Raw genomic sequence first — 25797 nt, 5'->3', positions numbered from 1 at the left:
TTTTAAATGTTCTATTTAGTTAGTGTGTTTTTATTACGTTGCCGTCAGTTTAAGTATCCCGATAACCATAGGGATGTACAGAGAACTATTCTATATTTTTTAATAGTTATCATGTAGGTACATCCTGAAACAAGTTTAGGACACTCGATGTGGCGTTATTGTTCATTCTTTATCGTTAACCATTAACTTAAATGGCTTATAGGCCTCCCCAGAAAACTGTACACCTAAATGCCCAGCAAATTCCAACATATTCAACCGTATACCATGCACCATAACGGCCATTAAGGCCAAAGCAATATTCAAGGTATGCCCTAAGAGCAAGGCAATCGCAGCCATTACAAATTCTAAAATACCCATACCTGCAATTCCATCTGGTAAAGCCATATTATTGAAACTGGCGGCTACAGCTGCAGTTGCCATACCCACAGCAAACAAACGCACATAAGATACAATATCCGAAAAACCACTGATTAAACTTAAAGGCAAATTGGCAATGGACGCACCCATACTTTTGAAGAAACTATTACTTTCTTTAGAAAATAAAATCACCAATGTGGCACCAGCGATAAACAACCAATTATACCAACTTGGTGCAGGATTTCCCAAAACCAATTGTTCCGTTATAAAAAATAAGCCCCAAACCAAAGCAACCCATCCAATCTCGCTTAAGGCTTTTATAGAATTTATAAATTGAACTACCCTTATTCCATGTGCTACTGTAAGGTGAATCGCACCAATTAAAAAGGATAAATACATCATAAAATTAATATTGTCCACACCAAAACTAGCAATATTTGGAATGACCATATCTTTTAAAAATGGCAATTGCGCAATTTGCTCGGCACCAAAATAGGTACCACTCAATACGCCCCAAATAATTGTGGCGCCACTAAGCACAACAATCAAGGTGCGCAGTTGTGGTGCTATTTTCTTTCTGAAAATGAGTGCCAAAATCAAGAAAATAAAACCGTAACCAGCATCACCGACCAACATTGCAAAAAACAAAGCAAAGGCAATGAGAAAATAAATGGACACATCAATTTCCTTATAGCCTGGAACGATATCTATAAACTTCATCATAGGATTAATGATACTTATCCATTTGGGATTCTTAATGTACACAGGTACTTCATCTGTATTTTTTGGTTCAGAAAGGGCGAAACCCCAATTCTGTTCCTTCGCAATTTTTGAAAACTTATCTACGGCATCCTTTGGTAGATAACCTCTTAAAAATTTAACTTTACCCTCAATATCACCCATGCTTTCTGTAGTAGTTTCAGATTGGAAGCGGTCCTCTAAAAATTGATAATAATCCTCCAATACAGAATCGAAGGCCTTGTACTCATTCAAAAAAATGTCTAGCTGAGCAAGCTGTCTCTCCTTGCGTCTTTTAAGTTCTTTTAAGGTGGTAAAGGACAAATCCGGAATAGGTTCTTCCTTGAAGTTGAGCCTTTCTAAATTATTTTGAGTAAATAATGCCACAGGCACTTTTCCATTTTTCTCAGAAAATACAACTATTGCACGTTCTTTTGGAAGGGTTTTTAATTGCGATTTGTCAACGAGATACAATCGCACAAAAATTCCTTTATCCTTTAAGTATTCAAGATTTTTTTTATGAAATTGCTCTCCCCAAATATGATAAAATACCAATTGGTTTTCTATATCTCCTAAGGCTTTATGTATGCTTTGTTCTACCGATTCAGATTTCAATAATCGACCGATAATTCGTTTGGGGTCTTTTCCGTTAGTATCGGTAAACTCATAAGAAATGGTATTATTAAACTCATGTTGCTCTAAAATAGATAAGGCCAGACGGGTATCTTTCAGGTCTTGCAGGTATCGTTCTATGCTTTCGCCTTGTGGCGGATGCACTTCTTTGATATCGACCACTCCCAATTCACCTAAATTTTGAATGGTCTCGTCCACATCGTGAGCACTCGTAAACAGCAGTATTTCCTTCATACGTACTATCATACGGCCTCACTTTTTACTTGTTTTTTCTTCTTTACCAGTTTAGCGCAACCAATCGCCAAGCGTTCCACATCGCCCAAATAGATTTCAATCTTTCTTATGTTGTGTTGGGTTTCAGGAATAAAGACTTCCTTAAGCGCATTTTTCATACGTCTAGCTTCCGCCAATTCTTCGCGAACGCGCTCTAGGTTCTTATATTCTAACCTTAACATTTCTTGGTTGGTGGTTTGGTCTTTAATGGCTTCCACGGCATCATCCACCCAAAGTGGTGTTTCAAAATAATCGATCTCACTTTCGTTAAAACTAATATCAACGAATTGCTTAATGATGACACCAGCTATTTCCCGTGATTTGGTTTTGAGTTCCGAGACTGAGACCTGCTGTCCCAAATCAACCGTCGGTTCTGCCATAACCGAAGCCCATTGCTTTACCTCTGTATCGGCAGCCTCGATCGCTATTTGCAAACGTTCTACAGCCGTTTCAATACTCGTTATAACCTCTTTTAACTGTTGTTCTTTCATTTCGAAAACAGGCAGTGCGGTTTTGTAGCCCTTCAGTTCGTTCTTCAAGGCAGCCAAGGTATTTTTATTCATTAAAATCTTGTCTGCCATCTTACGCTACCCTTAAGGATTGTTGAAACACTTTAAATCCGATTTCTGCATCAAATTGCCACCAACGCAATAAGACCTCCAATTTCAATTTGTAAAGCACCAATGCCGAAAAGTCAGCGTAATGCCCAAAGGACAAGGCTTCCAATTTTTGCCATTGTATATTAAGCAAGTATTCTTCTGCTTGTAATGGATTTTTTGGTAAATCGCCTAAGAGCTCATAGTTACTTTTACCTATTGATTCTTCAGTTTTGCGTTGTAATCGAACGGTTTTTAATTCGCTTTTTAGGGCAAACATGAATTTTGAAAAATCTGAAATGACCTCAGTGGCACTATTTTGAAAACTTTTGGAATGAATGTTATTTAATTTGACGCTTTTAAACCGCTCAATAGCTGTTGATGATAAATATTTTGATGCTTCTTCGTCTAAAATGGCAACTAAATCTTTGGTGTCTTTAGTATTGAACGCATACTTGTTAAATAATCCCGAGACCTCATGCTGAACTGACTCCGAATCGCTAAAGGTGAGGTTCGGCAAACTGCTTATGAGATATTCGAGATTTCCTGTGAGCATTTAATCGTTTCTTAAAAGTTCAACCCACTTATTACTGAGATGTTGGTTTAGCAAATCAGCTATTTCTTCTGCTGTGATTTCATAGCTCCAACCTTCATCTGTTTTGGTCACCGAAAGTCCAGAGAGTAAATTATGTTTCGTTATAATTTCAGGTACGGTTTTAGACTTAGCCACACTTTGCTTAATAGCATTAACCAAGTCCTCTTTGGTATCAGCTGGCAAAGCAATACTTACATGGCTTCCCAACTGGTCTATAACTTTAGAAATCACCTTTACGTACAATTCTGGTGTAAAGCCGTCCTTAATCTCGGTCTCTAAAACCGATTTAAATAGTTTTTGAATATCGTTCTTAACCGAAATCTGTACATCACGAGCTGCTTGATTCAAGGCAACCTTTCCTTTATCGAGCAAGGCGTCGGCTTTCGCTTGGGCCTCATCGAGAAGTACAACTTTGTCTGCTTCTGCTTTAGACAATAACTGTTGTGCTTTATGCTTGGCATCTGCAATGATTTTTTGCGCTTCTTTTTCTGAAGCTTCAATGGCTTCGGATTTCACCTTGGCAATTAAACCGTCTAACGTATGTTCACTCATGCGTAATGTTCTTTTAAAATCTTAAATTCGCCTTTTCTAGGCCAGTATTTTTCTACTAGATCTGAGGATAGACCCGCTTCTTCTTTTTTAAAGTGTTTTGATAAAATATCCCAACACAAATCCAAGGCATCCTCCAATTCCAAATAACGGAATGGATCCATTAGTTCACGCTGGAAAGTTTTTCGGTAATCCAATAACCTTAACGAATAATCATCTTTTACTGACCCAAACTTTTGAGCCTTAACACGTTCTTCAGCTTCAGAAAGCAGACGCGCCATAGCGTTCATGATGCTGCGGTGGTCATCACGCGTTTTATCATTGACCTGCTGTTTTAGTCGGCTTAGCGACCCGAATAATTCTAGGTAGCCATCTTTCATAAAAAATTGTCCCTCTGTGATATAACCTGTATTATCAGGTACGGGATGGGTTACATCGTCCATCGTGGTAACACCCAAAATGGTTAAACTTCCTGAGTCTTCTATATCTGCAGCCTTTTCATAACGGCTTGCTAGTTGCGAATATAAGTCGCCAGGATAGCCTTGGTTCGCAGGAATCTGGTCTTGAGCGTTAGCCACTTGGCGTAAATAATCAGACCATTGCGTCATATCGGAGAGCAGCACAAATACATTCTTACCTTGTAGCGCAAAGCGCTCTCCAACTGCTAAGGCTAAATCTGGTACCATTAAACCTTCAACAATAGAATCACGATGGGTGTGGATAAACATAATCGTCTTGCTCTTGCTTCCCGCTTCCTCAATACGTTCTTTAAAATAATGGTATTCGTCATATTTTAATCCTACACCTCCTATGATAATAACATCAGCATCAGTTTGAGTGGCGACATTGGCCAGCAACCGGTTATACGGTTCCCCAGCTCTAGCGAAAATGGGAATTTTTTGCGAGCGTACCAAGGTGTTAAAAACGTCAATCATAGGCACACCGGTACGAATCATATTTTTTGGAATAAGCCGCTTTACAGGGTTGATGGATGGTCCGGCCACACGTGTCATATCAGACGTTAGTTGTGGTCCTCCGTCAATGGGTTGCCCATTACCCGAATATACGCGTCCGAGCATTTCATCTGAAAATCCTACTTGGACTGGATTTCCTAAAAATCGTACTTTACAATCGGTTGAAACCCCAAAACCACCTCCAAAAAGCTGTAGCGTTACTTTATTTCCATTTAAAGCGATGACCTGAGCGAAGGCTTTTTTTCCATCGGGATAAATAATCTCCGCCATTTCCTTGTTATGAACATCTTTGGCTTCAATAGTCAAAATAGCCCTTCCAATACTATCAATATGTTCATACGTTTTCCTTAGCATGTGCTGTTTGTTTAACCAGATTTAAAATTTTAGCTTTTTGACTATCGAATTTAGCATCCTCTATTTTTAGATAGTTCCAATCGATAAAAGCTTGGCGCAAGAAGTTGAAATGTGTCCTAATATCGTCTTTGGTTTCTGCATAAACTGGTGAGTCAATAATGTGTTTCACCATATCGAACATCATACGCAAACGGTCTGGATTGGTGACACCATCAACCGGATGAAAACTGTTTTGCTGCAAGAAAACAGCATCTAGTAATTCGGATTTTTGATAGGTAATATAAGCCTCATTGCTTATACCACGTTCGCCCATCAACAATAAGTTGGAGGCGATAGTTTTGCCTTCTTTGAGTAATTCTTTCAAAAAGCCTACTTCATCTTCCGTAATTAATGAGGGATAGGCAGAGCTACTATCAATACGGTCTATAGCAGGATATTTTCTCGCATCGGATAATTCACGAGACAAGCCTAAAAAAGCACCAGTACTCAGTAGAGTCGCTTGGGTTACAGGTTCATCAAAGTTTCCGCCAGCAGGTGATACCGTACCGATAATACTCAAGGAACTTTTTGTTCCATCAGGTAAAATCTCTACGCCTGCCCTGTCGTAAAAGGCAGAAATTAAAGTAGAGATATACATGGGGAAAGCCTCTGGCCCTGGGATTTCTTCCTTTCTACCAGAAGTTTCTCTTAGTGCCTGCGCCCAACGAGATGTAGAATCGGCTAAAATCAATACGTTCAACCCTTGTTTGCGATAGTATTCACCAACGGCTGTTGCCATGTAAACAGAGGCTTCACGAGCGGCCACCGGCATTGAGGATGTATTACCGACGATATATGTTCTATCCATTAAGGACTTTCCGGTTTTAGGGTCTATAAGCTCAGGAAAGTCTTTAAAGACCTCCACGGCCTCACCAGCGCGTTCACCACAGGCAGCCACAATAACCACATCTGCCCTTGAATGTTTTGCTATACTGTGTTGTAGTACGGTTTTACCAGCACCAAAAGGTCCTGGGCTGCAAGCCGTTCCGCCATAGGCTATTGGAAATAGTGCATCCAAAATACGCATTCCTGTGGGTAAGGTTTCCGTAGGTACTGAACGCTGGTGAAATGGCATAGGTTGCTTCACGGGCCAGTCGAATGCCATGGTCAATTCCAAAACTTTACCAGAACTATCCTTTATTGTTGCAATGATATCTTTTATGGTATAATCGCCTTTTTCAACAATAGAATCGACCGTGTATTCGCCTTGAAGTGAAAAAGGGACAAAAATGTTATGCTTAAAAATTTTCTCTGGGACTGAACCTAATATGGAAGCACCAGTAACAATATCTCCTTTTTTTACTTCGGGGGAAAAATGCCATTTGACATTGGTATCCAAGGGTTCTACAACCATGCCGCGTTCCAAGAACCATTCTTTTTTGGCCAATTCGTACAGTGGATTTTGTAAACCATCCGTTACCGAACCCAGTATACCTGGCCCAAGTTTAACCGCAAGAGGGAGACCTGTAAACTCTACAGCATCATCAACCTTCATCCAAGAGGTATCTTCAAACACTTGCAGATAAACCAATTTGCCGGGTTTTACATCAATAACCTCAGACTTAAGGCGCTTACCATCTTCAATGGTAATATAAGCCACCTCGCCATTCATAACCGCCCCTTCAGTGTTCTCTACACCCACCAGAGATTCATTAACGCTAACGACTTTGCCTTTTGCTTTTTCCAAATGTTTTAAGTTTCTTTAATATATATCAATATAGATTATTGTCTTTTTAAATAAGTAGGCTTCGGCATCGCTCAGCCTCACATTATTCAATTTCAATTTCATCAACTACCTCTCAACTTACGTACTTCCTCCTCTACTTTACTATACCATATCCGCTCTTTGATTTCGTTGGCACTTTTTCTGTACAAAGATGCTTTTTCGGGTTGACCTAGCTTATCAAATAATTTGGCAATGGCACTGTAGGCTGGTACGTGCATGGTATTAATACTTAAACTAGCCTTGAACTGGTCTATGGCTTCTTTATAAAAGCCATCCTTTTCGAGTTGAGTTCCCGCCTCAAAAAGTTTTTCAAAGTCCGTAATATCTGATTGTAACTGTAAATTAATAACATCTTCAGATTTTAAGGTTAAAAAGGAACATGGCACTTCCCTAATGACCTTTTCAGTAACACTACCCATAATCATACGGTTTATACCAGTACGACCATTGGTACCCATCACTAATAAGTCAATTTTATTTGCTTTGATAGTATTTAAAATCTCTTGGGCCGGATTCCCCTTTTTATTTTCTTTGATCCATTCTACATCCTGAAGATTAAACTGCTTTAAAAATGTATCATACTCGTCACTATGTTTTGTAAAACGTGCTTCATTCTCCTTGTCTATATCTCCCTTAGAACTAAACCAAGAGGGTGTCTGCAATTCACAAACACTGAGAATAGTAAGCTGGGCTTTAAAACGACGAGCCATTATAATAGCATTAGTTAACGCACGCTTAGACGCCTCCGAAAAATCAATAGGGCAAAGAATTTTTTTAACGTTTAAGCTCGAATTTTCCTTTATAACCAAAACTGGCTTTTCACTGTTTTGTATAATCCGCTCTGTAGTTGTTCCCAACGGAAACTTATCATCTTTTGGGTGTGAACCTGACCCTATCAATATAAAATTGGCTTTTACAGTTGATGCCGCCTTTATAATGGCTTCGTGGGCTGAACCGTATTCAATTAAGGGGTCTTCAACTTCTATACCATGACCTTTTAGGGTAGCCGAAATTTCTTTGAGTTTAGACAAAGCCGTTTCATCAAGCAAACTCTTTACTTTTGGATTTACGACATCATCAGGCAACACGTGAATGAGAATTATTTTTGAATGAAAGGTTTGAGCTATATCGATAGCAACCTTTTCAAGATTTTTAGATGAAGGACCAAAATCTTGAGCGAACAATACCTTGTCTAGAATTTTCATATTTAGATTAAAATTATTTCAAAATTACACAATCACCTTCAAGGTTTAAATGGAAGGAATATTCAATAAAAACATCAAAAGTAGTCTCTCAAAGTTAAGATAAATCTTTCAAAAAACATGAAGAATTGTCATAGGGAAATTCTTTTTTTATTTGTAATAAAATTCAGAATAATTGAAATTAATTAGGTATCCAAACCATGTCATTAGCAGAAACAAAGTTTTGGTGCCTAAACTCTGGATTTATTAAAATTCTTATTCTTTTTATTGCTTCTTTTTTTGTATTTTCGGTATACGCACATCGGTATTAAAACAACCAAAAAAAGTGTATTTTTAATAACAAGTCTCAAACAGCATTTTGAGACGTCATTTATGATCTATGATTAAAATTCTAGTACCAGTCGATTTTTCGGACACCTCAAAAAATGCTTTGCGCTATGCAACAGATATGTTTCAAGGTTCAAAGTTAGAGGTAACTATCCTTCATATTTTTGGCACTCAATCTACAGCTTTGATGATGAAATCCATTGACAGCATCCTCATTAGGGATGCAGAAAAGCAATTGGCGGCTTTGGTCAAAGATATGGAAACCGCAGCACCACTAGTTACCTTTAAAACAAGATTGGCTAAAAATTATGCAATTTCTACCATATCGGAAATGGGCAATTCTGGAAATTATGATTTTATTGTCATGGGAACAAAAGGTGTCAGCGGACTTAAGGAAGTCTTTATGGGAAGCGTTGCTGGAGGTGTAATATCAAAGACCTCTGCCCCTGTAATTGTAGTCCCACTTGATTATACTTATAACGACTTAAAGCATGTTGTATTTGCCGTTGGAGACAATACATTATCCGACCTTTCCGTTCTAAGTCCCTTGAGACAAATTATAGAACTACACACGAGCGAATTAGAAGTCCTAAACATAACGGAAAATGGATCACCAGATTTTAAAGAAATACTAAGCGCTATAAAGGACCTAAAACCAACTTTCACGCAAAAAACGGGTGCTGGAGACTTAAACCAGAGCCTTAATGTTCATATAAAAAATCACAATACCGACTTATTGTGTTTGTTGAGAACCAAAAAAGATTTTTTGGATAGACTCTTTAGCGGAAGTGTTACCTTAAAACAAACCTTCAACAGTCCTGTACCATTATTGATACTGCATAATAAGAATTAAGTGCATTATTTACGTTTATACTTTTTAGCTAGACTTGAAAAATAAATATTTTCAATTATGTCTATAAAACTTGAGAGGAACCGCAACCAATAAATATATTCATCCTCACTGTACTCAGTATTATAAATTATCTATCTTTTTAAATCTACTGTGTTGGTTATTTTATGTATTCAATTTAACTTGTAGTTATACCCTTCAAATAAAGACGTATGAGCTCAACTGATTTTGAAACTAGTTCGACATCAGTATTTTCCCTAACATGCATTCATTAGTTATTATTCCACTAGTATCTAAAATCCTATATAAGCCCTTAGATTTTAGTTTTTAATCAATAGCATAAGAGGCATTTTCCAGAAAATAGAAAAGAGTTAGTTTTATCTCGGCTTGAAGCTTTTGTGAGTGTGGGTACAGGGGTAGAAAAGCAATAGTCTAGAAAAGACAAGAGTAGATATTAAAAAGCCTGAAGCTAAACTTCAGGCTTTTTCTAGGAATCATTAAAATACCTACATGGTTGTTTTTATGGCCGCTTGAGCGGACACTAATCGTGCAATGGGAACACGATATGGAGAACAACTCACATAATCCATTCCTGTATTATAGCAAAACTCAACGGATGAAGGCTCACCACCGTGTTCACCGCAAATACCAACCTTTAGGTTTGGTTTTATACTGCGTCCACGTTCAGTTCCTATTTTAACTAATTGACCGACACCTTCCTGATCTAAAACTTCAAATGGATCTACTTTGAGGATACCCTTTTCAATGTATATCGGTAAGAACTTGCTAGCGTCATCTCTAGAATAACCAAAGGTCATTTGAGTTAAATCATTAGTGCCAAAGGAGAAAAAGTCTGCTTTTTCTGCAATAAGATCAGCTACCAAAGCAGCTCTTGGGACTTCAATCATAGTACCGACTAAATAATCAATGGTATCATTTCTTTCCTCAAAGATGGTGTTAGCAGTGGCTCTGATAATTTGTTCCTGAGCTTCAAACTCCTTAACGGTTCCAACTAAAGGGACCATTATTTCGGGCTTACATATAATTCCGCGTTCTTTTAAATTAAGGGCGGCTTCAATGATTGCTCGTGTTTGCATTTCAGTAATTTCCGGATAGGTATTCCCTAGCCTACAGCCCCTATGGCCTAACATTGGATTAAATTCTTCCAATTCTGCTACTTTGTTCTTAACCGCTTGCAATGAAATGTGCATTTCATCAGCCAATTCTTTTTGGGTGGCAAGTTGATGGGGCACAAACTCATGTAATGGAGGGTCCAATAATCGAATTGTGACAGATAGGCCATCCATAGCTTCAAAAATACCCTCAAAATCCGAACGTTGCATCGGCAATAATTCTTCGAGGGCCTGTTTGCGACCTTTAACGGTATCTGCCAAGATCATTTCGCGCATGGCTTTTATTCTATCCACTTCAAAAAACATATGCTCAGTCCTTGTTAACCCAATACCTTGAGCACCAAAATTCCGTGCTATCCTAGCATCTTTAGGTGTATCAGCATTGGTTCTTACTTTCATTTCAGCATACTTATCCGTAAGTTCCATCAATTCGGCAAATTCACCACTTAATTCGGGTTCCATAGTAGCTACCTTACCTTCAATAATATTACCTGTGGAACCGTTGAGTGAAATCCAATCACCCTCATGATATTCGTGACCGTTAACAGTTAATGTTCTAGTCTTATAATTTATTTTTAAGGCTCCTGCTCCAGAAATACAACATTTACCCATACCCCTTGCAACAACTGCCGCGTGAGAGGTCATACCACCACGGGCTGTAAGAATACCTTTAGCTATATTCATACCCTCCAAATCTTCAGGAGAGGTTTCAATACGCACTAGAATGCTGTTTTTATACTTATTGGCTTCATCAGCGAAGAATACAATTTTACCCGTAGCTGCTCCTGGTGATGCAGGAAGACCTTGTGCAATAATAGTTGCGCTTTTCAAGGCTTTTGGCTCAAAAACCGGATGCAATAACTCATCTAGTTTATTGGGCTCGATAAGTAATAAGGCTTCCTTTTCGTTAATCATACCTTCTTTTAGCAAGTCCATAGCTATCTTAACCATGGCCGCACCTGTTCGTTTACCATTTCTGGTTTGGAGAATCCAAAGTTTACCATCTTGAATGGTGAACTCCATATCCTGCATATCGCGATAATGTTTTTCTAAAGTATCTTGATAACCGTTTAATTCTTTAAAAATAGCTGGCATTAGCTCTTCCAAAGAGGGATAATTTTCAAAGCGGTCCTTTTCATCTATAGTAGCAAGTTGCGCCCAGCGTTGGGAGCCTAACTTTGTAATTTGTTGCGGAGTTCTAACGCCCGCAACAACATCTTCGCCCTGAGCATTAATTAAATACTCACCGTTGAATACATTCTCTCCAGTACCGGCATCTCGCGTAAAACAAACACCTGTTCCTGAATTATCACCCATATTACCATAGACCATAGCCTGCACATTAACAGCAGTTCCCCAATCGGCAGGATAACCGTGCATGTTGCGATAATAAACAGCTCTATTACCATTCCAACTATTAAATACGGCTATGATAGCTCCCCAAAGTTGGTCCCAAGGGTCTGTTGGAAACTCTTGCCCTGTTCGTTTTTTAACGGCATCCTTAAAATCGTAAACTAAGTCCTTCAAGTCTTGAACGGTAAACTCTGTGTCGAGTTCTATACCTCGTTTGTGTTTTAGATGCTCCATAATTTCTTCGAACGGATCTATGTCGTCCTTAGACTCTGGTTTCATACCTAACACAACCCCACCATACATTTGAATAAAACGACGATAGGAATCCCAAGCAAATTGCTCGTTATTTGTGCGTTTAGCTAATCCTTGAACTACCTCATCGTTCAAACCTAGGTTTAAAACGGTATCCATCATACCCGGCATAGATACCCTAGCCCCTGAACGCACTGAAATCAATAAGGGATTTTCCTTATCGCCAAAAGTGGTGCCCATTTGGTCTTCTATATTGGCAATCGATTGCTCAACTTCTTCTTTAATCAAATCCACAACAGTATCCTTGCCTAAATCATTATATTCAGTACAAACTTCTGTTGTAATTGTAAATCCAGGTGGCACAGGAATTCCAATTGCGCTCATTTCAGCTAAATTGGCACCTTTACCGCCTAACAAATTTTTCATTTTACTGTTACCGTCTGCAGTTTTGTTCCCAAATCTGTAAACTCGAGTTTTTAACCCATTGAGTACTTCCATTTTATGTGTATTTATGATTCTTATTCAGTTTCGGATATCTTATTGCATAAGACTGTTATAAAAGTACTCTGTACTACTAAGTAATTTGCTGACAATTATCATCTAATGAAAGTTTATTACTTATGTTAAAAAAAAACTAGAATTGTTTTCCTTAATATTGAAAGCAAGACAATTTTAAAATCAGTTAACCAATGATTTTACATCATCCCTTAAATGAAAAGTTAGGTATTTATTCAGAAGTTACTTACACATTTGCTGGCACTTTCTTTGTCTCCTTGTACGCTAAATTCACTGAACGCTTCATCAATAAGGAAATTACAAAGGCAATTAAAAACAACCCTGAAAATACCTTAAGGGTTATATCTAAGGACCCTGTAGTCTTTTTTACCACATCATAAATAGTTGGGCCTATAACACCCGCGAGCGCCCAACCTGCAAGCACCATGCCGTGGATAGCTCCTAATTGTTTGGTACCAAACAAATCTCCTAAAAACGCAGGTAAGGTGGCGAAACCACCTCCGTACATAGTTATTACGGTAAATAGCACGATTAGAAACAGTAGCTCCATGGTGATTTGTGGCAAGAAGTAAAATGCTAAAATCTGGAAAGCGAAGAAAATGACATAAGTATTAGGACGCCCTAAATAATCAGATAAACTCGACCACAGAATTCTACCTAAACCATTAAAAACACCTATGAGCCCAACTACCGCGGCCGCCTGCATTGGCGAATAATTCAATTTTTCTTGCATCATTGGACTTGCCGCTGCAATAATGGCAATACCACAAGTTATGTTGATAAACATCATAATCCAGATATAATAAAATCGTCTTGCACTAAGCGCCTCCTTTGCCGTAATATTAGATATGTCTCCTTTAATGGTTTTTGAATCCTCTTGATTAAAGCCTTTTGGGACATAACCTTCTGGTGGTCGCTCAATATAACGTGCTGAAGTCAAAATTAAAATCATATAGATAAGTCCTAATAAGTAAAAGGCATTAGATATACCAACAGTTTCAAAAAATGACTGCATTACTGGCCCAAATATCAAAGCTGAGAAACCAAAGCCCATAATAGCCATACCTGTTGCCAATCCCCTTTTGTCTGGAAACCACTTGACCAATGTACTTACAGGAGTGATATAGCCTAGACCTAAGCCAATTCCGCCAATAACACCATAACACAGATAAAACAGCACTAGAGATTCTAAGTGAACCGCTAAACCAGAACCCAAAATTCCTATCCCGTAGAACAAACCAGCAGTTGTACCACTTATCTTCGGACCTACTTTCTCAACCCATGGTCCTAAAAATGCCGCTGAAAACCCAAGGAATAAAATGGCGATTTTAAACGCCCATTTTATCGTACTGCCTTCAACATCAAAAATGTCTTTAACAGGATTCGTAATTACGGAATAGGCGTAAACGGATCCGATTGCTATGTGAATTCCTATCGCTGATAAGGCTATAAGCCATCGATTTTTTAGCTTTTGAGTTGACATGGTTCTCGTTTTTTGCAGCAGGTTAATTAATAGTAACCGCATTGAAATACGGTTTTAAAATGTTTTGGGCTTTTCTAAGTTCTTCTTCGGAGTTTTCTCTGGCATCCTTAAGCTGATAATCCCAGCCTAAAGCTTCCCATTTATGAACACCAAGCTTGTGATACGGCTGAATTTCTAATTTTTGAATCGCTTTATAGGTCTTAAATTTTTCTCCCAAAGACTTTAGTAATTCTGGCTTATCCGTCAATCCTGGAATAAGAACATATCGCAGCCACATAGGCTTTCCTGATTTTTCGCGATAGTCAGAAAAGGCAAAAGTTGTTTTATTGTTCTTTTGGCCAGTGATATATTCATATCCTTCTTCTGTCATGTGCTTAATATCTAACATTACCAAATCCGTGTACTTATCCATCAACTCCATAGCAAAATGATTGAGGATGCGCCCATTGGTATCTAAAGTGGTATGTATACCCTCAGTTTTTAGCTTTTTAAATAAGGGTATCAATGCTTTTGCTTGTAGCAAGGGCTCTCCTCCTGAAATAGTCACGCCTCCATTTTTCCCAAAATAGGGTTTGGATTTTATGATAATCTCAAAAAGTTCATCGGTTGTATAAGGTCTGCCACCCTCCATGGCAATAGTGTCTGGATTATGACAATACAGACATTTTAATTTACAACCTTGTAAAAAAACGACACATCGAATACCTGGACCATCATGAGCTCCAAAGGTTTCAATAGAATGAACACACAATATATTGTCTTGAGTTTTAATAGCACTTTAAATTTAAAAAAGCACCTAAGAAACCAACTTCCAAGGTGCTTTTCTATTTAATTACATTGATTCGTGGAAGGACCTTGAAATCACTTCCAATTGTTGTTCTCGCGTTAACCTCACAAAGTTTACAGCATAACCTGAAACTCTTATGGTCAGTTGAGGATAATCTTCTGGATGTTCCATAGCATCCATTAAGGTTTCCTTGTCTAAAACGTTGATATTAACGTGCTGTGCATTATTTGAAAAATAGCCATCCAATATGGACACTAGATTTTCAACTCGGGTGTCATTATCAGGCCCTAGAGATTTAGGAACTACCGAGAAGGTATTCGAAATACCGTCTTGTGCGTCTTCATAATTGATTTTAGCCACGGAATTAAGAGATGCAATGGCTCCCATTTCATCCCTTCCATGCATAGGGTTAGCTCCTGGTGCAAATGGAATACCCTTCGCCCTACCATCAGGCGTTGCCCCCGTTTTTTTACCATAAGCCACATTGGAGGTAATAGTCAATACGGACAAGGTAGGTTCTGCATTTTTATACACAGGGAATTGCTTCAATTCATAATTGAAATCTGCTACAGCTTTTGCTGCCAGAGTATCTACCCTATCGTCATCATTACCATATTTTGGAAATTCACCCTCTATATCAAAACCAACTGTAAGTCCTTCCTCATTTCTTATAGGTTTAACTTTAGCATATTTAATGGCTGAAAGCGAATCTGCAACGATAGATAAGCCTGCAATACCATAAGCAATATTAATACTAGGATTCGTGTCAATTAATGCCATTTGAGCTTTTTCATAATAGTACTTATCGTGCATATAGTGAATGATATTCATAGTATCGCTATATACACGCGCAATTTCTTGCATGGCAATTTTAAAGTTGGTCATTACCTTATCAAAGTCTAAATATTCGTCCTTATCTTCAGGAACACCTTCAAATATTTGTTCACCCGTTAATTCGCATCGCCCACCATTAATCGCTAGCAATAAAGTCTTGGCTAAATTAGTACGAGCGCCAAAGAACTGAATGGATTTACCCAAATCTTGGTGGGATACACAACAAGCAATACCATAGTCATCAGAACCACGACTTTCAAGCATTAATCTGTCGTTCTCAAATTGAAGCGAAGAGGTATCAATAGCCACTTTAGCACAGAATTTTTTGAAATTTTCTGGTAAATCCTCAGACCAAAGCACCGTCATATTAGGTTCTGGCGATGGTCCCAAATTATAAAGTGTATTTAAAAACCTATAAGAGGTTTTAGTAACTTTGGTACGTCCATCAGAGAACATACCACCAATAGCCTCGGTTACCCAAGTTGGATCACCCGCAAATATTTCGTCATAAGCTTTCATTCTAAGGTGGCGTACCATCCTTAGTTTAATCACAAATTGATCTATATATTCTTGAGCTTCTGCTTCTGTAATTAAACCTTCTTGCAAATCATTCTCAATAAAAATGTCTAAGAACGTGGATACATTGCCCAAAGACATAGCTGCGCCATCTTGCTCCTTAACCGCAGCCAAGTAGGCCATATAAGTCCATTGAACAGCTTCCCTAGCGTTTTCAGCAGGACGCGATAAGTCCAAATTATACTTAGCCCCTAGACGTTTCATGGCTTTAAGTGCTTTTATTTGCTCAGAAACTTCTTCACGTAGCCTAATTACCTCATCGGTCATAGGGCCAGACACAAACTCTAAATCATTCTTTTTTTGATTAATTAAAAAGTCGAGACCATATAAGGCTAGGCGCCTGTAATCACCTATTATCCGTCCTCTTGCATAGTTGTCTGGAAGCCCAGTTAAAATACCCAGTGAGCGGTATTTCTTGATTTCAGAGTTATAAGCATCAAAAACACCGTCATTATGTGTCTTAACATATTTAGAAAATAATTCGGTAAGCTTTTCAGAAGGCTTTAGTCCATGTTCTGATAAGGCTTTTTCCACAACTTTAAATCCACCAAATGGCTTCATGGCACGCTTAAGTAGTTCATCTGTTTGAAGACCCACAATCACTTCATTCTTTCTATCTATATATCCAGGACCGAAAGCATCAATGGTAGATATGGTTTCTGTATCTAACTTACGAACACCACTATTGGCACGTTCTTCAGCCATAGCCTTTTTACATGTATTCCATAGAGTTTTTGTGCGTTCGGTTGGGCCTTCTAAAAAGGTACTTGTTCCGTAGTACGGCGTAATATTCTTAAAAACAAAATCTCTTACGTTGATTGTTTTTGTCCACGAACCATTTATGAATTGTTTTACTTCCATATTGTTACAGTATTAAAATGTCTTTATTAATGATATCCATTTCGATGTACAAAATTAGATATCTATGCCTTGTTAAATACTGATAATTGTCATATTTAAACCGGGTAAAGCCTTATTTTCACTGCCATTACTTACGAAATCGTTTGAAATAGATCAAATTCATCTAGGTCCTATTTTTTTAATTTCCGTAACATTAAATTTGGACACGTAAAAGCTCTAAATTTTTGTTAAAAATTCAAATCGTATTTTTAATCCAATAAAATAATAGGCTTTTATTTCCTATTTTCGTAAACATCCAACTAACTTTTTGCTAAATTCATCATGACTGAAATAACTCGCCTTTTTGATTTTCCTTACTATCAACTTAAACATAAACCTAATGATTCAGCCTTAGTTACTAAATACAACGGTGTATGGACTCCTATGTCTACAGAAGAATATCTAAAAAAAGCTAACACGATTAGCCGAGCTCTATTGAAATTAGGTGTTCAAAAAAATGATAAAATCGCCGTTATTTCCTCTACTAATCGCACTGAATGGAATATTATGGATATTGGTGTTCTTCAGGTTGGCGCGCAAAATATTCCTATATACCCTACAATTTCGGCAGAGGATTATGAATATGTCCTCAACCACAGCGAATCAATTTTTTGCTTTGTTTCAGACGAAGAAGTACTAGAAAAGGTTAGGAAAGTTCAAGCCAATACAAAACTAAAAGAGGTGTACTCTTTTGATTATATCGAAGGTTGTAAACACTATTCAGAGTTGTTTGAACTCGGGTTCGAAACTACCTTGCAAGAAGAAGTGGAGTTACGTAAAGCAGCTGTTTCTCCTGATGATTTAGCGACTATTATTTACACTTCAGGTACGACTGGTAAACCCAAGGGCGTCATGCTATCGCATTGGAATATTACGAGCAATGTCTTGGACAGTTCACCCAGGGTTCCCTTACCTCCATCTGGAGAGACAAGAATTCTAAGTTTTCTGCCCATCTGTCATATTTTTGAACGGGTGCTTATCTATGTCTATCAATATGCAGGAACATCTATTTATTACGCTGAGGCTTTAGATAAAATTGGTGATAATGCTAAAGAGATTAATCCCAATTTAATGAGTGTTGTCCCTCGACTCCTCGAAAAGGTATTTGACAAAATAATGCTAAAGGGCGAAGAGTTGTCTGGTATAAAAAAGGCCTTGTTTTTTTGGGCTGTAAGTCTGGGAGAACGCTGGGAACCCTACAGGGCTAATGGAGCTTGGTACGAATTTAAACTAAAAATCGCCAATAAACTTATTTTCAGTAAATGGCGTGAAGCTTTAGGCGGTCAATTAGGAACCATGGTATCGGGAAGTGCTGCCCTTCAACCAAGGCTAGCCAGAATATTTGGCGCAGCGCAAATGCGCGTCATGGAGGGCTATGGCTTAACAGAAACCTCGCCTGTGGTTTCTGTTGGATTATATGAAAACCATATGTACAAGGTAGGGACCGTAGGCAAACCGATTCCAAACGTAGAGGTAAAAATAGCTGAGGATGGAGAAATCTTAATCAAAGGTCCTAACGTAATGTTGGGCTACTATAAAGATCCTGAAAAAACAGCTGAAGTCATGACGGGTGACTATTTTCATACGGGAGATAAAGGTGAAATTGACAATGATGGTTTCTTAAAAATTACAGGACGTAAAAAAGAAATGTTTAAAACTTCTGGCGGCAAGTATATTATCCCCACCTTATTAGAAAACGACTTTAAACAATCGTTGTTTATTGAACAAATTATGGTCATTGGTGAAGGTGAAAAAATGCCCGCAGCCATAATTCAGCCTAATTTTGACTTTATTAGAGATTGGATCGACCATAAAGAGTATAATGATATTGGTAAGACCGATAAAGAAATTGCTACCTCTGAAAAGGTCATTAAACGAATACAAAAGGAAGTAGATAAGTACAATAAGAACTTTGGGAAATGGGAACAAATTAAACGTTTTGAGCTCACCCCTGAGGCATGGACCATAGATGATGGCCACCTTACGCCAACCATGAAGATGAAACGAAGTGTGATAAGGGAAAAATACAACAATCTCTACGAAAAAATTTATAGCTCCTAATTTTGTTAGCTAATTCCTACAAATAACTGTTTACTAGCATATTATAATGATTATTAAAGTTAAATCCCTATCTTTAATTAACTAACTATTAAATCATTATAATATGAAAACCAAAACGTTTATTATCTCGGGCTTGGTCGGAGGCATAGCAAATTGGCTATTAGGATGGCTTTTCTACGGTATCTTATTGGCAGATTTTTTTCCACAACCGGAAGAATCATCAGCAACCATGGTCTATATTCTTTTAGGCTGTATAATGTACGGTCTTTTTATTTCATATGTCTACAATAGGTGGGCGCAAATAAGTACTGCGGCAACTGGTGCAAAAGCTGGAGCCGTCATAGGTTTGTTTATGGGGTTATATTATAATTTTTTTAATTTGGCTATGCAGCCAGAAACAACAGCGCAAATGGCTGTAGCCGATGTTGGTATTAGTATCGTTATGACCGCTATTGTTGGAGCCATTATTGGTGCAATTAATGGTAAAATGAACTAAAACTAAATACAACTTATTTTCAAAGGGCCTTACAGATTGTGTAAGGCCCTTCTTTTTTGATTTAATGTAATTTTACTATGCATGCATAATTTTTCTATATTTATTATGCGTGCATAGTATTTTTTATTATCTTTGGTAACCAAATTTTAAAAATGAAAGACAAGACAATAGATTATGTTCTAAGAACCACATGGTTAGCCGTGAACAAAATGTATAATGAAGAGGCAGCAAAGTTCGATACTACCATGGCTACTGGCTTTGCTTTATTAAGTATTGATCCTGAAAACGGCACACCATCGACATCATTAGGGCCTAAAATGGGCATGGAAGCCACAAGCTTGTCACGCACTTTAAAAACCATGGAAGAGAAAGGCTTAATTGAACGCAAGCCTAATCCTGAGGATGGCAGAGGCGTATTAATCTACCTTACTGAATTTGGACGAGAAAAACGTGCGTATTCAAGAGAGCGCGTACTTATTTTCAATGAAGCTATAAAAGCAAATATTCCTCCTGAGAAATTAAAACACTTTTTTGAGGTAGCCGATGTCATCAATAATATGATTTCAAATAAAAAAATATATAACCAAAACGAACACATTTTAAAATAAGATGAGTAAACGTAGAATAAAAAAAGTAGCCATAATTGGTTCGGGAATAATGGGAAGCGGTATTGCCTGTCATTTCGCTAATATTGGAGTCGATGTACTTTTATTAGACATTGTACCAAGAGAACTCAATGAAAAGGAAAAAGCCTCTGGCCTTTCCTTAGAGGATAAGGTGGTTAGAAACCGCATTGTAAATACTGCGCTTCAAACCTCTTTAAAATCTAAGCCCTCCCCTATTTATCACCAAAAATTTGCTGATAGAATCACGACTGGTAATTTAGAAGATGATATTGCTAAAGTAGCTGATGTTGATTGGATCATGGAAGTGGTTGTCGAGCGGTTAGATATCAAGAAACAAGTATTTGAAAAATTAGAAAAACACAGAACACCTGGTACTATTATATCTTCCAATACCTCTGGGATTCCTATTAAATTTATGAATGAAGGGCGTTCTGAAGATTTTCGTAAACATTTTGCCGTAACCCATTTCTTTAATCCACCGCGCTACCTTAAATTATTTGAAGTAGTACCTGGGCCAGATTGCAAACAAGAGGTTACTGACTTTCTAATGGAATACGGCGAAAAGTTCTTAGGCAAGACTTCGGTATTGGCCAAAGACACACCTGCATTTATCGGTAACCGTATCGGAATTTTTGGAATACAATCCTTATTTCACCAAGTTAAAGAACTTGGTCTTACGGTTGAAGAAGTCGATAAATTAACAGGGCCCGTGATTGGAAGACCTAAGTCAGCGACCTTTAGAACTGTAGATGTGGTTGGTTTAGATACACTGGTTCACGTTGCGAATGGTATTTATGACAATTGTCCTGACGATGAGGCACATGAGTTGTTTAAACTTCCAGACTTCATTAAGACCATGATGGAGAACAAATGGTTAGGAAGTAAGACAGGACAGGGATTCTACAAGAAGTCTGTATCGAAGGATGGCCAAAAAGAAATCTTAGCCTTAGATTTAGATACTATGGAATACCGTCCTTCTAAAAAGGCCAAATTTGCCACTTTAGAATTAACCAAAACTATAGATAAACCAATTGATCGTTTTAAGGTTTTAATTGGAGGAAAAGACAAGGCCGCTGAATTTTACCGTAAAAACTTTGCGGCTATGTTTGCCTATGTTCAAAATAGAATTCCTGAGATTTCAGACGAATTATATCGTATTGATGATGCCATGAAAGCAGGATTTGGATGGGAAAACGGTCCTTTTGAAATTTGGGATGCTGTCGGTATTGAAAAAGGTATCGAATTAATGAAAGCAGAAGGTCACGAACCTGCTACATGGGTTACTGAAATGCTGAATAAAGGTGAAACGTCCTTCTACACCGTAAAGAATGGCGCTACCTATTATTACGATATTCCAGCCCAAGCACAAACTAAAAAACCTGGTCAAGAAGCCTTTATCATTTTAGATAATATTAGAACATCAAATGAAGTCTTCAAGAACTCTGGCGTAGTCATTGAAGATTTAGGAGATGGCATATTAAACTGTGAATTTCAGTCTAAAATGAATACCATTGGAGGTGATGTGTTGGCCGGTTTAAATAAAGCTGTGGACTTGGCAGAAAAGGATTTTGACGGTTTAGTCATCGGAAACCAAGCGGCTAATTTTTCTGTCGGTGCGAATATTGGAATGATTTTTATGATGGCTGTTGAGCAAGAATACGATGAACTCAATATGGCCATTAAGTACTTCCAAGATACGATGATGCGCATGCGTTATTCTGCAATACCAACGGTGTCAGCCCCGCATGGCATGGCTTTAGGAGGTGCCTGTGAATTATCTATGCACGCCGACAAAGTAGTTGCAGCTGCAGAAACCTATATTGGACTTGTTGAATTTGGTGTAGGTGTGATTCCAGGAGGCGCTGGATCTAAAGAAATGGCCTTGAGAGCATCAGACACATTCCATAAAGGTGATGTAGAACTGAATGTGCTTCAAGAGTATTTCTTAACTGTAGGAATGGCCAAGGTAGCTACCTCAGCTTATGAAGCTTTCGATATGGGCGTACTTCAAAAAGGAAAAGATATTGTTGTGGTTAATAAAGATCGTCAAATTGCAACGGCCAAAGCCCATGCGCGCTTAATGGCTGATGCAGGCTATACACAACCTGTGCCACGTAAAGACGTGAAAGTTCTTGGTAAACAAGCTTTAGGCATGTTCTTGGTAGGTACAGATTCTATGGAGGCAAGCCATTACATCAGCGAGCACGATCAGAAAATTGCCAACAAACTAGCCTATGTTATGGCGGGTGGTGATTTATCTGAACCAACCTTAGTTAGCGAACAATATTTATTGGATTTGGAGCGTGAAGCGTTCCTTTCCTTATGTACTGAACGTAAAACACTGGAACGTATTCAGCATATGTTAAAAACAGGGAAACCACTTAGAAATTAGAACCACGAAACAAGACAAAAGATTCAAGATAACTGTCTTGGTTCTTGACTCTTTATTCTATTAATCTCAAAGAAAAAATGAAACAAGCGTATATAGTAAAAGGATACAGAACCGCCGTAGGTAAATCTAAAAAAGGTGGTTTCAGATTTAAAAGAGCCGATGAATTAGCCGCAGAAACCATTCAGTATATGATGGGAAAACTGCCCGATTTTGACGTGACTCGTATCGATGATGTTATTGTAGGAAATGCCATGCCAGAAGGATCACAAGGGCTTAATATGGCGCGCATCATTTCCTTAATTGGATTAAACACGGTCGATGTGCCTGGTGTAACCGTGAATCGCTTCTGCTCTTCCGGATTAGAAACTATTGCCATGGCCGTTGCTAAGATTCAATCAGGAATGGCCGAATGTATTATTGCCGGAGGCGCTGAAAGTATGAGCTCTGTACCGATGACAGGATTTAAACCAGAATTAAATTATGACATCGTCAACGCAGGTCATGAAGACTATTATTGGGGTATGGGAAATACAGCAGAGGCTGTTGCCAACAAGTACAATGTTTCTAGAGAAGATCAAGATGAATTTGCGTACAACTCCCATATGAAAGCCCTAAAGGCTTTGGATGAAGATCGTTTTCAAGATCAGATAGTTCCTATTGAAGTGGACGAAACCTATGTGGATAATAATGGTAAAAAAGCAACCCGTAGTTATACCGTGACTAAAGATGAAGGCCCAAGACGTGGTACTACGAAAGAAGCATTGGCAAAACTAAGACCTGTATTCGCTCAAGGCGGATCGGTTACGGCTGGTAATTCCTCGCAAACCAGTGATGGAGCCGCTTTTGTTTTAATTATGAGTGAGGATATGGTTAAAGAATTAAACTTAGAACCTATCGCACGATTAGTGAGCTATGCTGCCGCAGGCGTACCACCAAGAATTATGGGTATTGGACCTGTTGCCGCTATTCCAAAGGCGCTAAAACAAGGAGGGCTTGCCCAAAAAGACATAGAATTAATTGAACTTAACGAAGCTTTTGCATCGCAGTCTTTAGCTGTTATACGTGAGTTAGATTTAAACCAAGACGTTGTGAATGTTAATGGTGGCGCAATTGCCTTAGGACATCCCCTAGGCTGCACAGGAGCGAAGTTATCGGTTCAGTTATTTGATGAAATGCGCAAGCGTAATATGCAAAGCAAATACGGTATGGTAACAATGTGTGTAGGTACTGGTCAAGGTGCAGCAGGCATATTTGAATTTTTGAATTAATTAGAATCGAGAAATGAGATTAGGGTATTGAATAAATAAAAAATTAACTCAGTACTCAGGATTAACTACTAAATCTATAAAAATATGGAAACAATTGAAAAAGAATTATTAAGGGGTGGACAGTTCCTAGTTAAGGAAACCGACTGCCAAGACGTCTTTACGCCAGAAGACTTCAATGAAGAGCAAACCATGATGAAAGAAGCGGTTATGGAGTTTAATGACCGTGAAATTATTGCCCATAGAGAACGCTTCGAAAAGAAAGATTATGCCTTTACAGAAGAATGTATGGTCAAAGCTGGAGAACTTGGATTCCTTGGTGTAGCTGTACCTGAAGAGTACGGTGGCTTGGGAATGGGATTTGTATCAACCATGTTGGTCTGTGACTATATCTCAAGTGGAACAGGCTCATTTAGTACTGCATTTGGCGCACATACTGGAATAGGAACCATGCCTATTACTTTATATGGTACTGAAGAACAAAAACAGAAATACGTGCCTCGACTAGCCACAGGAGAGTGGTTTGGAGCCTACTGTTTAACTGAACCTGGCGCGGGTTCTGATGCAAATTCAGGAAAAACCACGGCAGAATTGAGTGCTGATGGAAAGTCCTATAAAATCAATGGTCAAAAAATGTGGATTTCCAATGCAGGTTTCTGTAAGCTATTCATTGTATTTGCGCGCATTGAAAATGACAAAAACATCACTGGATTCATTGTAGAAAATGATCCCTCTAATGGCATTACTTTAGGTGAAGAAGAACACAAATTAGGCATTAGAGCTAGTTCTACAAGACAAGTGTTTTTTAATGATACCGTCGTTCCCGTTGAAAATATGCTAGCAGGACGAGGCGAAGGCTTTAAAATTGCCATGAACGCTCTAAATGTGGGACGTATTAAATTAGCAGCAGCTTGTTTAGATTCTCAACGACGAATTACGACTCACGCTGTAAAGTATGCCAATGAGCGTAAGCAGTTTAAAACCGCCATTGCCGATTTTGGGGCCATTAAATCAAAACTAGCAGAAATGGCCACAAGCGCTTATGCCGGGGAAGCGGCATCGTATCGCGCTGCTAAAAACATAGAAGACCGAATCGCTATGAGACAAGCCTCTGGAAACAGTCATCAGGAAGCAGAACTTAAAGGTGTTGAAGAGTACGCTATAGAATGCTCTATCTTAAAAGTTGCGGTATCGGAAGATGTACAGAACTGTGCCGATGAAGGTATCCAAATTTTTGGTGGTATGGGCTTTTCTGAAGAAACACCGATGGAAGCGGCTTGGAGAGACGCCAGAATAGCCAGAATCTATGAAGGTACCAATGAAATTAATCGTATGCTTTCTGTTGGTATGTTGGTTAAAAAAGCCATGAAAGGCCATGTGGACTTATTAGGCCCAGCTATGAAAGTCGCAGACGAACTCATGGGGATTCCATCATTTGATGTGCCTGATTATTCAGAATTATTCTCTGAAGAAAAAGATATGATTGCCAAATTGAAAAAAGTCTTTTTAATGGTCGCTGGTTCTGCTGTTCAGAAATTTGGGCCAGACTTAGAAAAGCACCAGCAATTATTGCTAGCGGCTTCTAATATCTTAATAGAAATCTACATGGCAGAGTCGGCTATTCTTAGAGCTGAGAAGAATGCCAAACGATTTGGTGAAGACGCACAAAAAGAACAAATTGCCATGGCAAGATTATATCTATTTAACGCCGTTGAAATAATTAAGAAAAACGGTATGGAAGGTATTATTTCCTTTGCTGAAGGTGACGAGCAAAAAATGATGCTCATGGGCTTAAAACGTTTTACAAAATATACAAACTATCCTAACGTGGTAGAATTGCGCAACACCATTGCTGAAAAAGTAAAATCTGAAAACAAGTATTGCTTTTAAATAAATTAAAATTTTAATTC

Annotated in this window: 18 protein-coding genes; 7 read left to right on the top strand and 11 right to left on the bottom strand. The window is 38.3% G+C overall.

Annotation, left to right across the window (positions count from 1 at the left end; genetic code table 11):
* Positions 1-162: 162 nt before the first annotated feature.
* The 7 genes from CA834_RS10640 to CA834_RS10610 all read right to left on the bottom strand — a co-directional run bounded on the left by CA834_RS10640 (position 163) and on the right by CA834_RS10610 (position 8039).
* Positions 163-1974: a V-type ATP synthase subunit I gene (locus tag CA834_RS10640; protein WP_094968680.1), complete on the bottom strand. Its 1812-nt coding sequence runs from the start codon at positions 1972-1974 to the stop codon at positions 163-165.
* Positions 1971-2582, bottom strand: a complete 612-nt coding sequence (locus CA834_RS10635; protein WP_094968679.1) for a V-type ATP synthase subunit D — start codon at positions 2580-2582, stop codon at positions 1971-1973. The genes CA834_RS10640 and CA834_RS10635 overlap by 4 nt, the downstream gene beginning before the upstream one ends.
* 1 nt (position 2583) lies before the next feature.
* A complete protein-coding gene (locus tag CA834_RS10630; protein WP_094968678.1) occupies positions 2584-3153 on the bottom strand; it encodes a DUF2764 family protein in 570 nt (189 codons plus the stop codon).
* Positions 3154-3744, bottom strand: a complete 591-nt coding sequence (locus CA834_RS10625) for a hypothetical protein (protein WP_094968677.1) — start codon at positions 3742-3744, stop codon at positions 3154-3156.
* A complete protein-coding gene (locus CA834_RS10620) occupies positions 3741-5069 on the bottom strand; it encodes a V-type ATP synthase subunit B (RefSeq protein WP_094968676.1) in 1329 nt (442 codons plus the stop codon). Before CA834_RS10620 ends, CA834_RS10625 begins: the two co-directional genes overlap by 4 nt.
* A complete protein-coding gene (locus tag CA834_RS10615; RefSeq protein WP_094968675.1) occupies positions 5050-6795 on the bottom strand; it encodes a V-type ATP synthase subunit A in 1746 nt (581 codons plus the stop codon). The genes CA834_RS10620 and CA834_RS10615 overlap by 20 nt, the downstream gene beginning before the upstream one ends.
* A gap of 101 nt (positions 6796-6896) precedes the next feature.
* Positions 6897-8039 (bottom strand): universal stress protein, encoded by a 1143-nt coding sequence (locus tag CA834_RS10610; RefSeq protein ID WP_094968674.1) that lies wholly within the window; start codon positions 8037-8039, stop codon positions 6897-6899.
* 376 nt (positions 8040-8415) lie between these two features.
* Here CA834_RS10610 and CA834_RS10605 point away from each other — a divergent pair, with 376 nt between their 5' ends.
* Complete coding sequence (locus tag CA834_RS10605; RefSeq protein ID WP_094968673.1) at positions 8416-9216, top strand: universal stress protein; 801 nt, start codon at positions 8416-8418, stop codon at positions 9214-9216.
* A 503-nt stretch (positions 9217-9719) separates the two neighbouring features.
* Here CA834_RS10605 and ppdK read toward each other — a convergent pair.
* The 4 genes from ppdK to pflB all read right to left on the bottom strand — a co-directional run bounded on the left by ppdK (position 9720) and on the right by pflB (position 17008).
* A complete protein-coding gene (gene ppdK, locus CA834_RS10600) occupies positions 9720-12449 on the bottom strand; it encodes a pyruvate, phosphate dikinase (RefSeq protein WP_094968672.1) in 2730 nt (909 codons plus the stop codon).
* A gap of 244 nt (positions 12450-12693) precedes the next feature.
* Complete coding sequence (locus CA834_RS10595; RefSeq protein ID WP_094968783.1) at positions 12694-13950, bottom strand: L-lactate MFS transporter; 1257 nt, start codon at positions 13948-13950, stop codon at positions 12694-12696.
* 22 nt (positions 13951-13972) lie between these two features.
* Positions 13973-14701 carry a pyruvate formate-lyase-activating protein gene (pflA, locus tag CA834_RS10590; RefSeq protein ID WP_240507573.1) on the bottom strand — a complete coding sequence of 243 codons (729 nt, stop codon included), beginning with the start codon at positions 14699-14701 and terminating at the stop codon, positions 13973-13975.
* Positions 14702-14782: 81 nt separating this feature from the next.
* Positions 14783-17008 (bottom strand): formate C-acetyltransferase, encoded by a 2226-nt coding sequence (gene pflB, locus CA834_RS10585; protein WP_094968670.1) that lies wholly within the window; start codon positions 17006-17008, stop codon positions 14783-14785.
* A 321-nt stretch (positions 17009-17329) separates the two neighbouring features.
* Between pflB and CA834_RS10580 the strand changes: the two genes are divergently transcribed.
* The 6 genes from CA834_RS10580 to CA834_RS10555 all read left to right on the top strand — a co-directional run bounded on the left by CA834_RS10580 (position 17330) and on the right by CA834_RS10555 (position 25777).
* Positions 17330-19108 (top strand): AMP-dependent synthetase/ligase, encoded by a 1779-nt coding sequence (locus CA834_RS10580; RefSeq protein WP_094968669.1) that lies wholly within the window; start codon positions 17330-17332, stop codon positions 19106-19108.
* A gap of 103 nt (positions 19109-19211) precedes the next feature.
* Positions 19212-19604 carry a hypothetical protein gene (locus tag CA834_RS10575; RefSeq protein WP_094968668.1) on the top strand — a complete coding sequence of 131 codons (393 nt, stop codon included), beginning with the start codon at positions 19212-19214 and terminating at the stop codon, positions 19602-19604.
* 152 nt (positions 19605-19756) lie between these two features.
* The gene (locus CA834_RS10570; protein WP_094968667.1) at positions 19757-20212 is read left to right on the top strand and encodes a MarR family winged helix-turn-helix transcriptional regulator; all 456 of its coding nucleotides are present in this window, start codon (positions 19757-19759) and stop codon (positions 20210-20212) included.
* A 1-nt stretch (position 20213) separates the two neighbouring features.
* Complete coding sequence (locus CA834_RS10565; protein WP_094968666.1) at positions 20214-22622, top strand: 3-hydroxyacyl-CoA dehydrogenase/enoyl-CoA hydratase family protein; 2409 nt, start codon at positions 20214-20216, stop codon at positions 22620-22622.
* A 77-nt stretch (positions 22623-22699) separates the two neighbouring features.
* Positions 22700-23890 (top strand): acetyl-CoA C-acyltransferase, encoded by a 1191-nt coding sequence (locus tag CA834_RS10560; RefSeq protein ID WP_094968665.1) that lies wholly within the window; start codon positions 22700-22702, stop codon positions 23888-23890.
* Between the two features lie 84 nt (positions 23891-23974).
* Entirely contained in the window at positions 23975-25777 is a 1803-nt protein-coding gene (locus CA834_RS10555) for an acyl-CoA dehydrogenase family protein (RefSeq protein WP_094968664.1), read from the top strand.
* Positions 25778-25797: the final 20 nt, after the last annotated feature.

The sequence above is a fragment of the Winogradskyella aurantia genome, from assembly GCF_002266855.1.
GTDB lineage: Bacteria > Bacteroidota > Bacteroidia > Flavobacteriales > Flavobacteriaceae > Winogradskyella > Winogradskyella aurantia.
The sequence above is the reverse complement of the archived record's forward strand: the minus strand, read 5'-3'. Positions and strand labels throughout refer to the sequence as shown.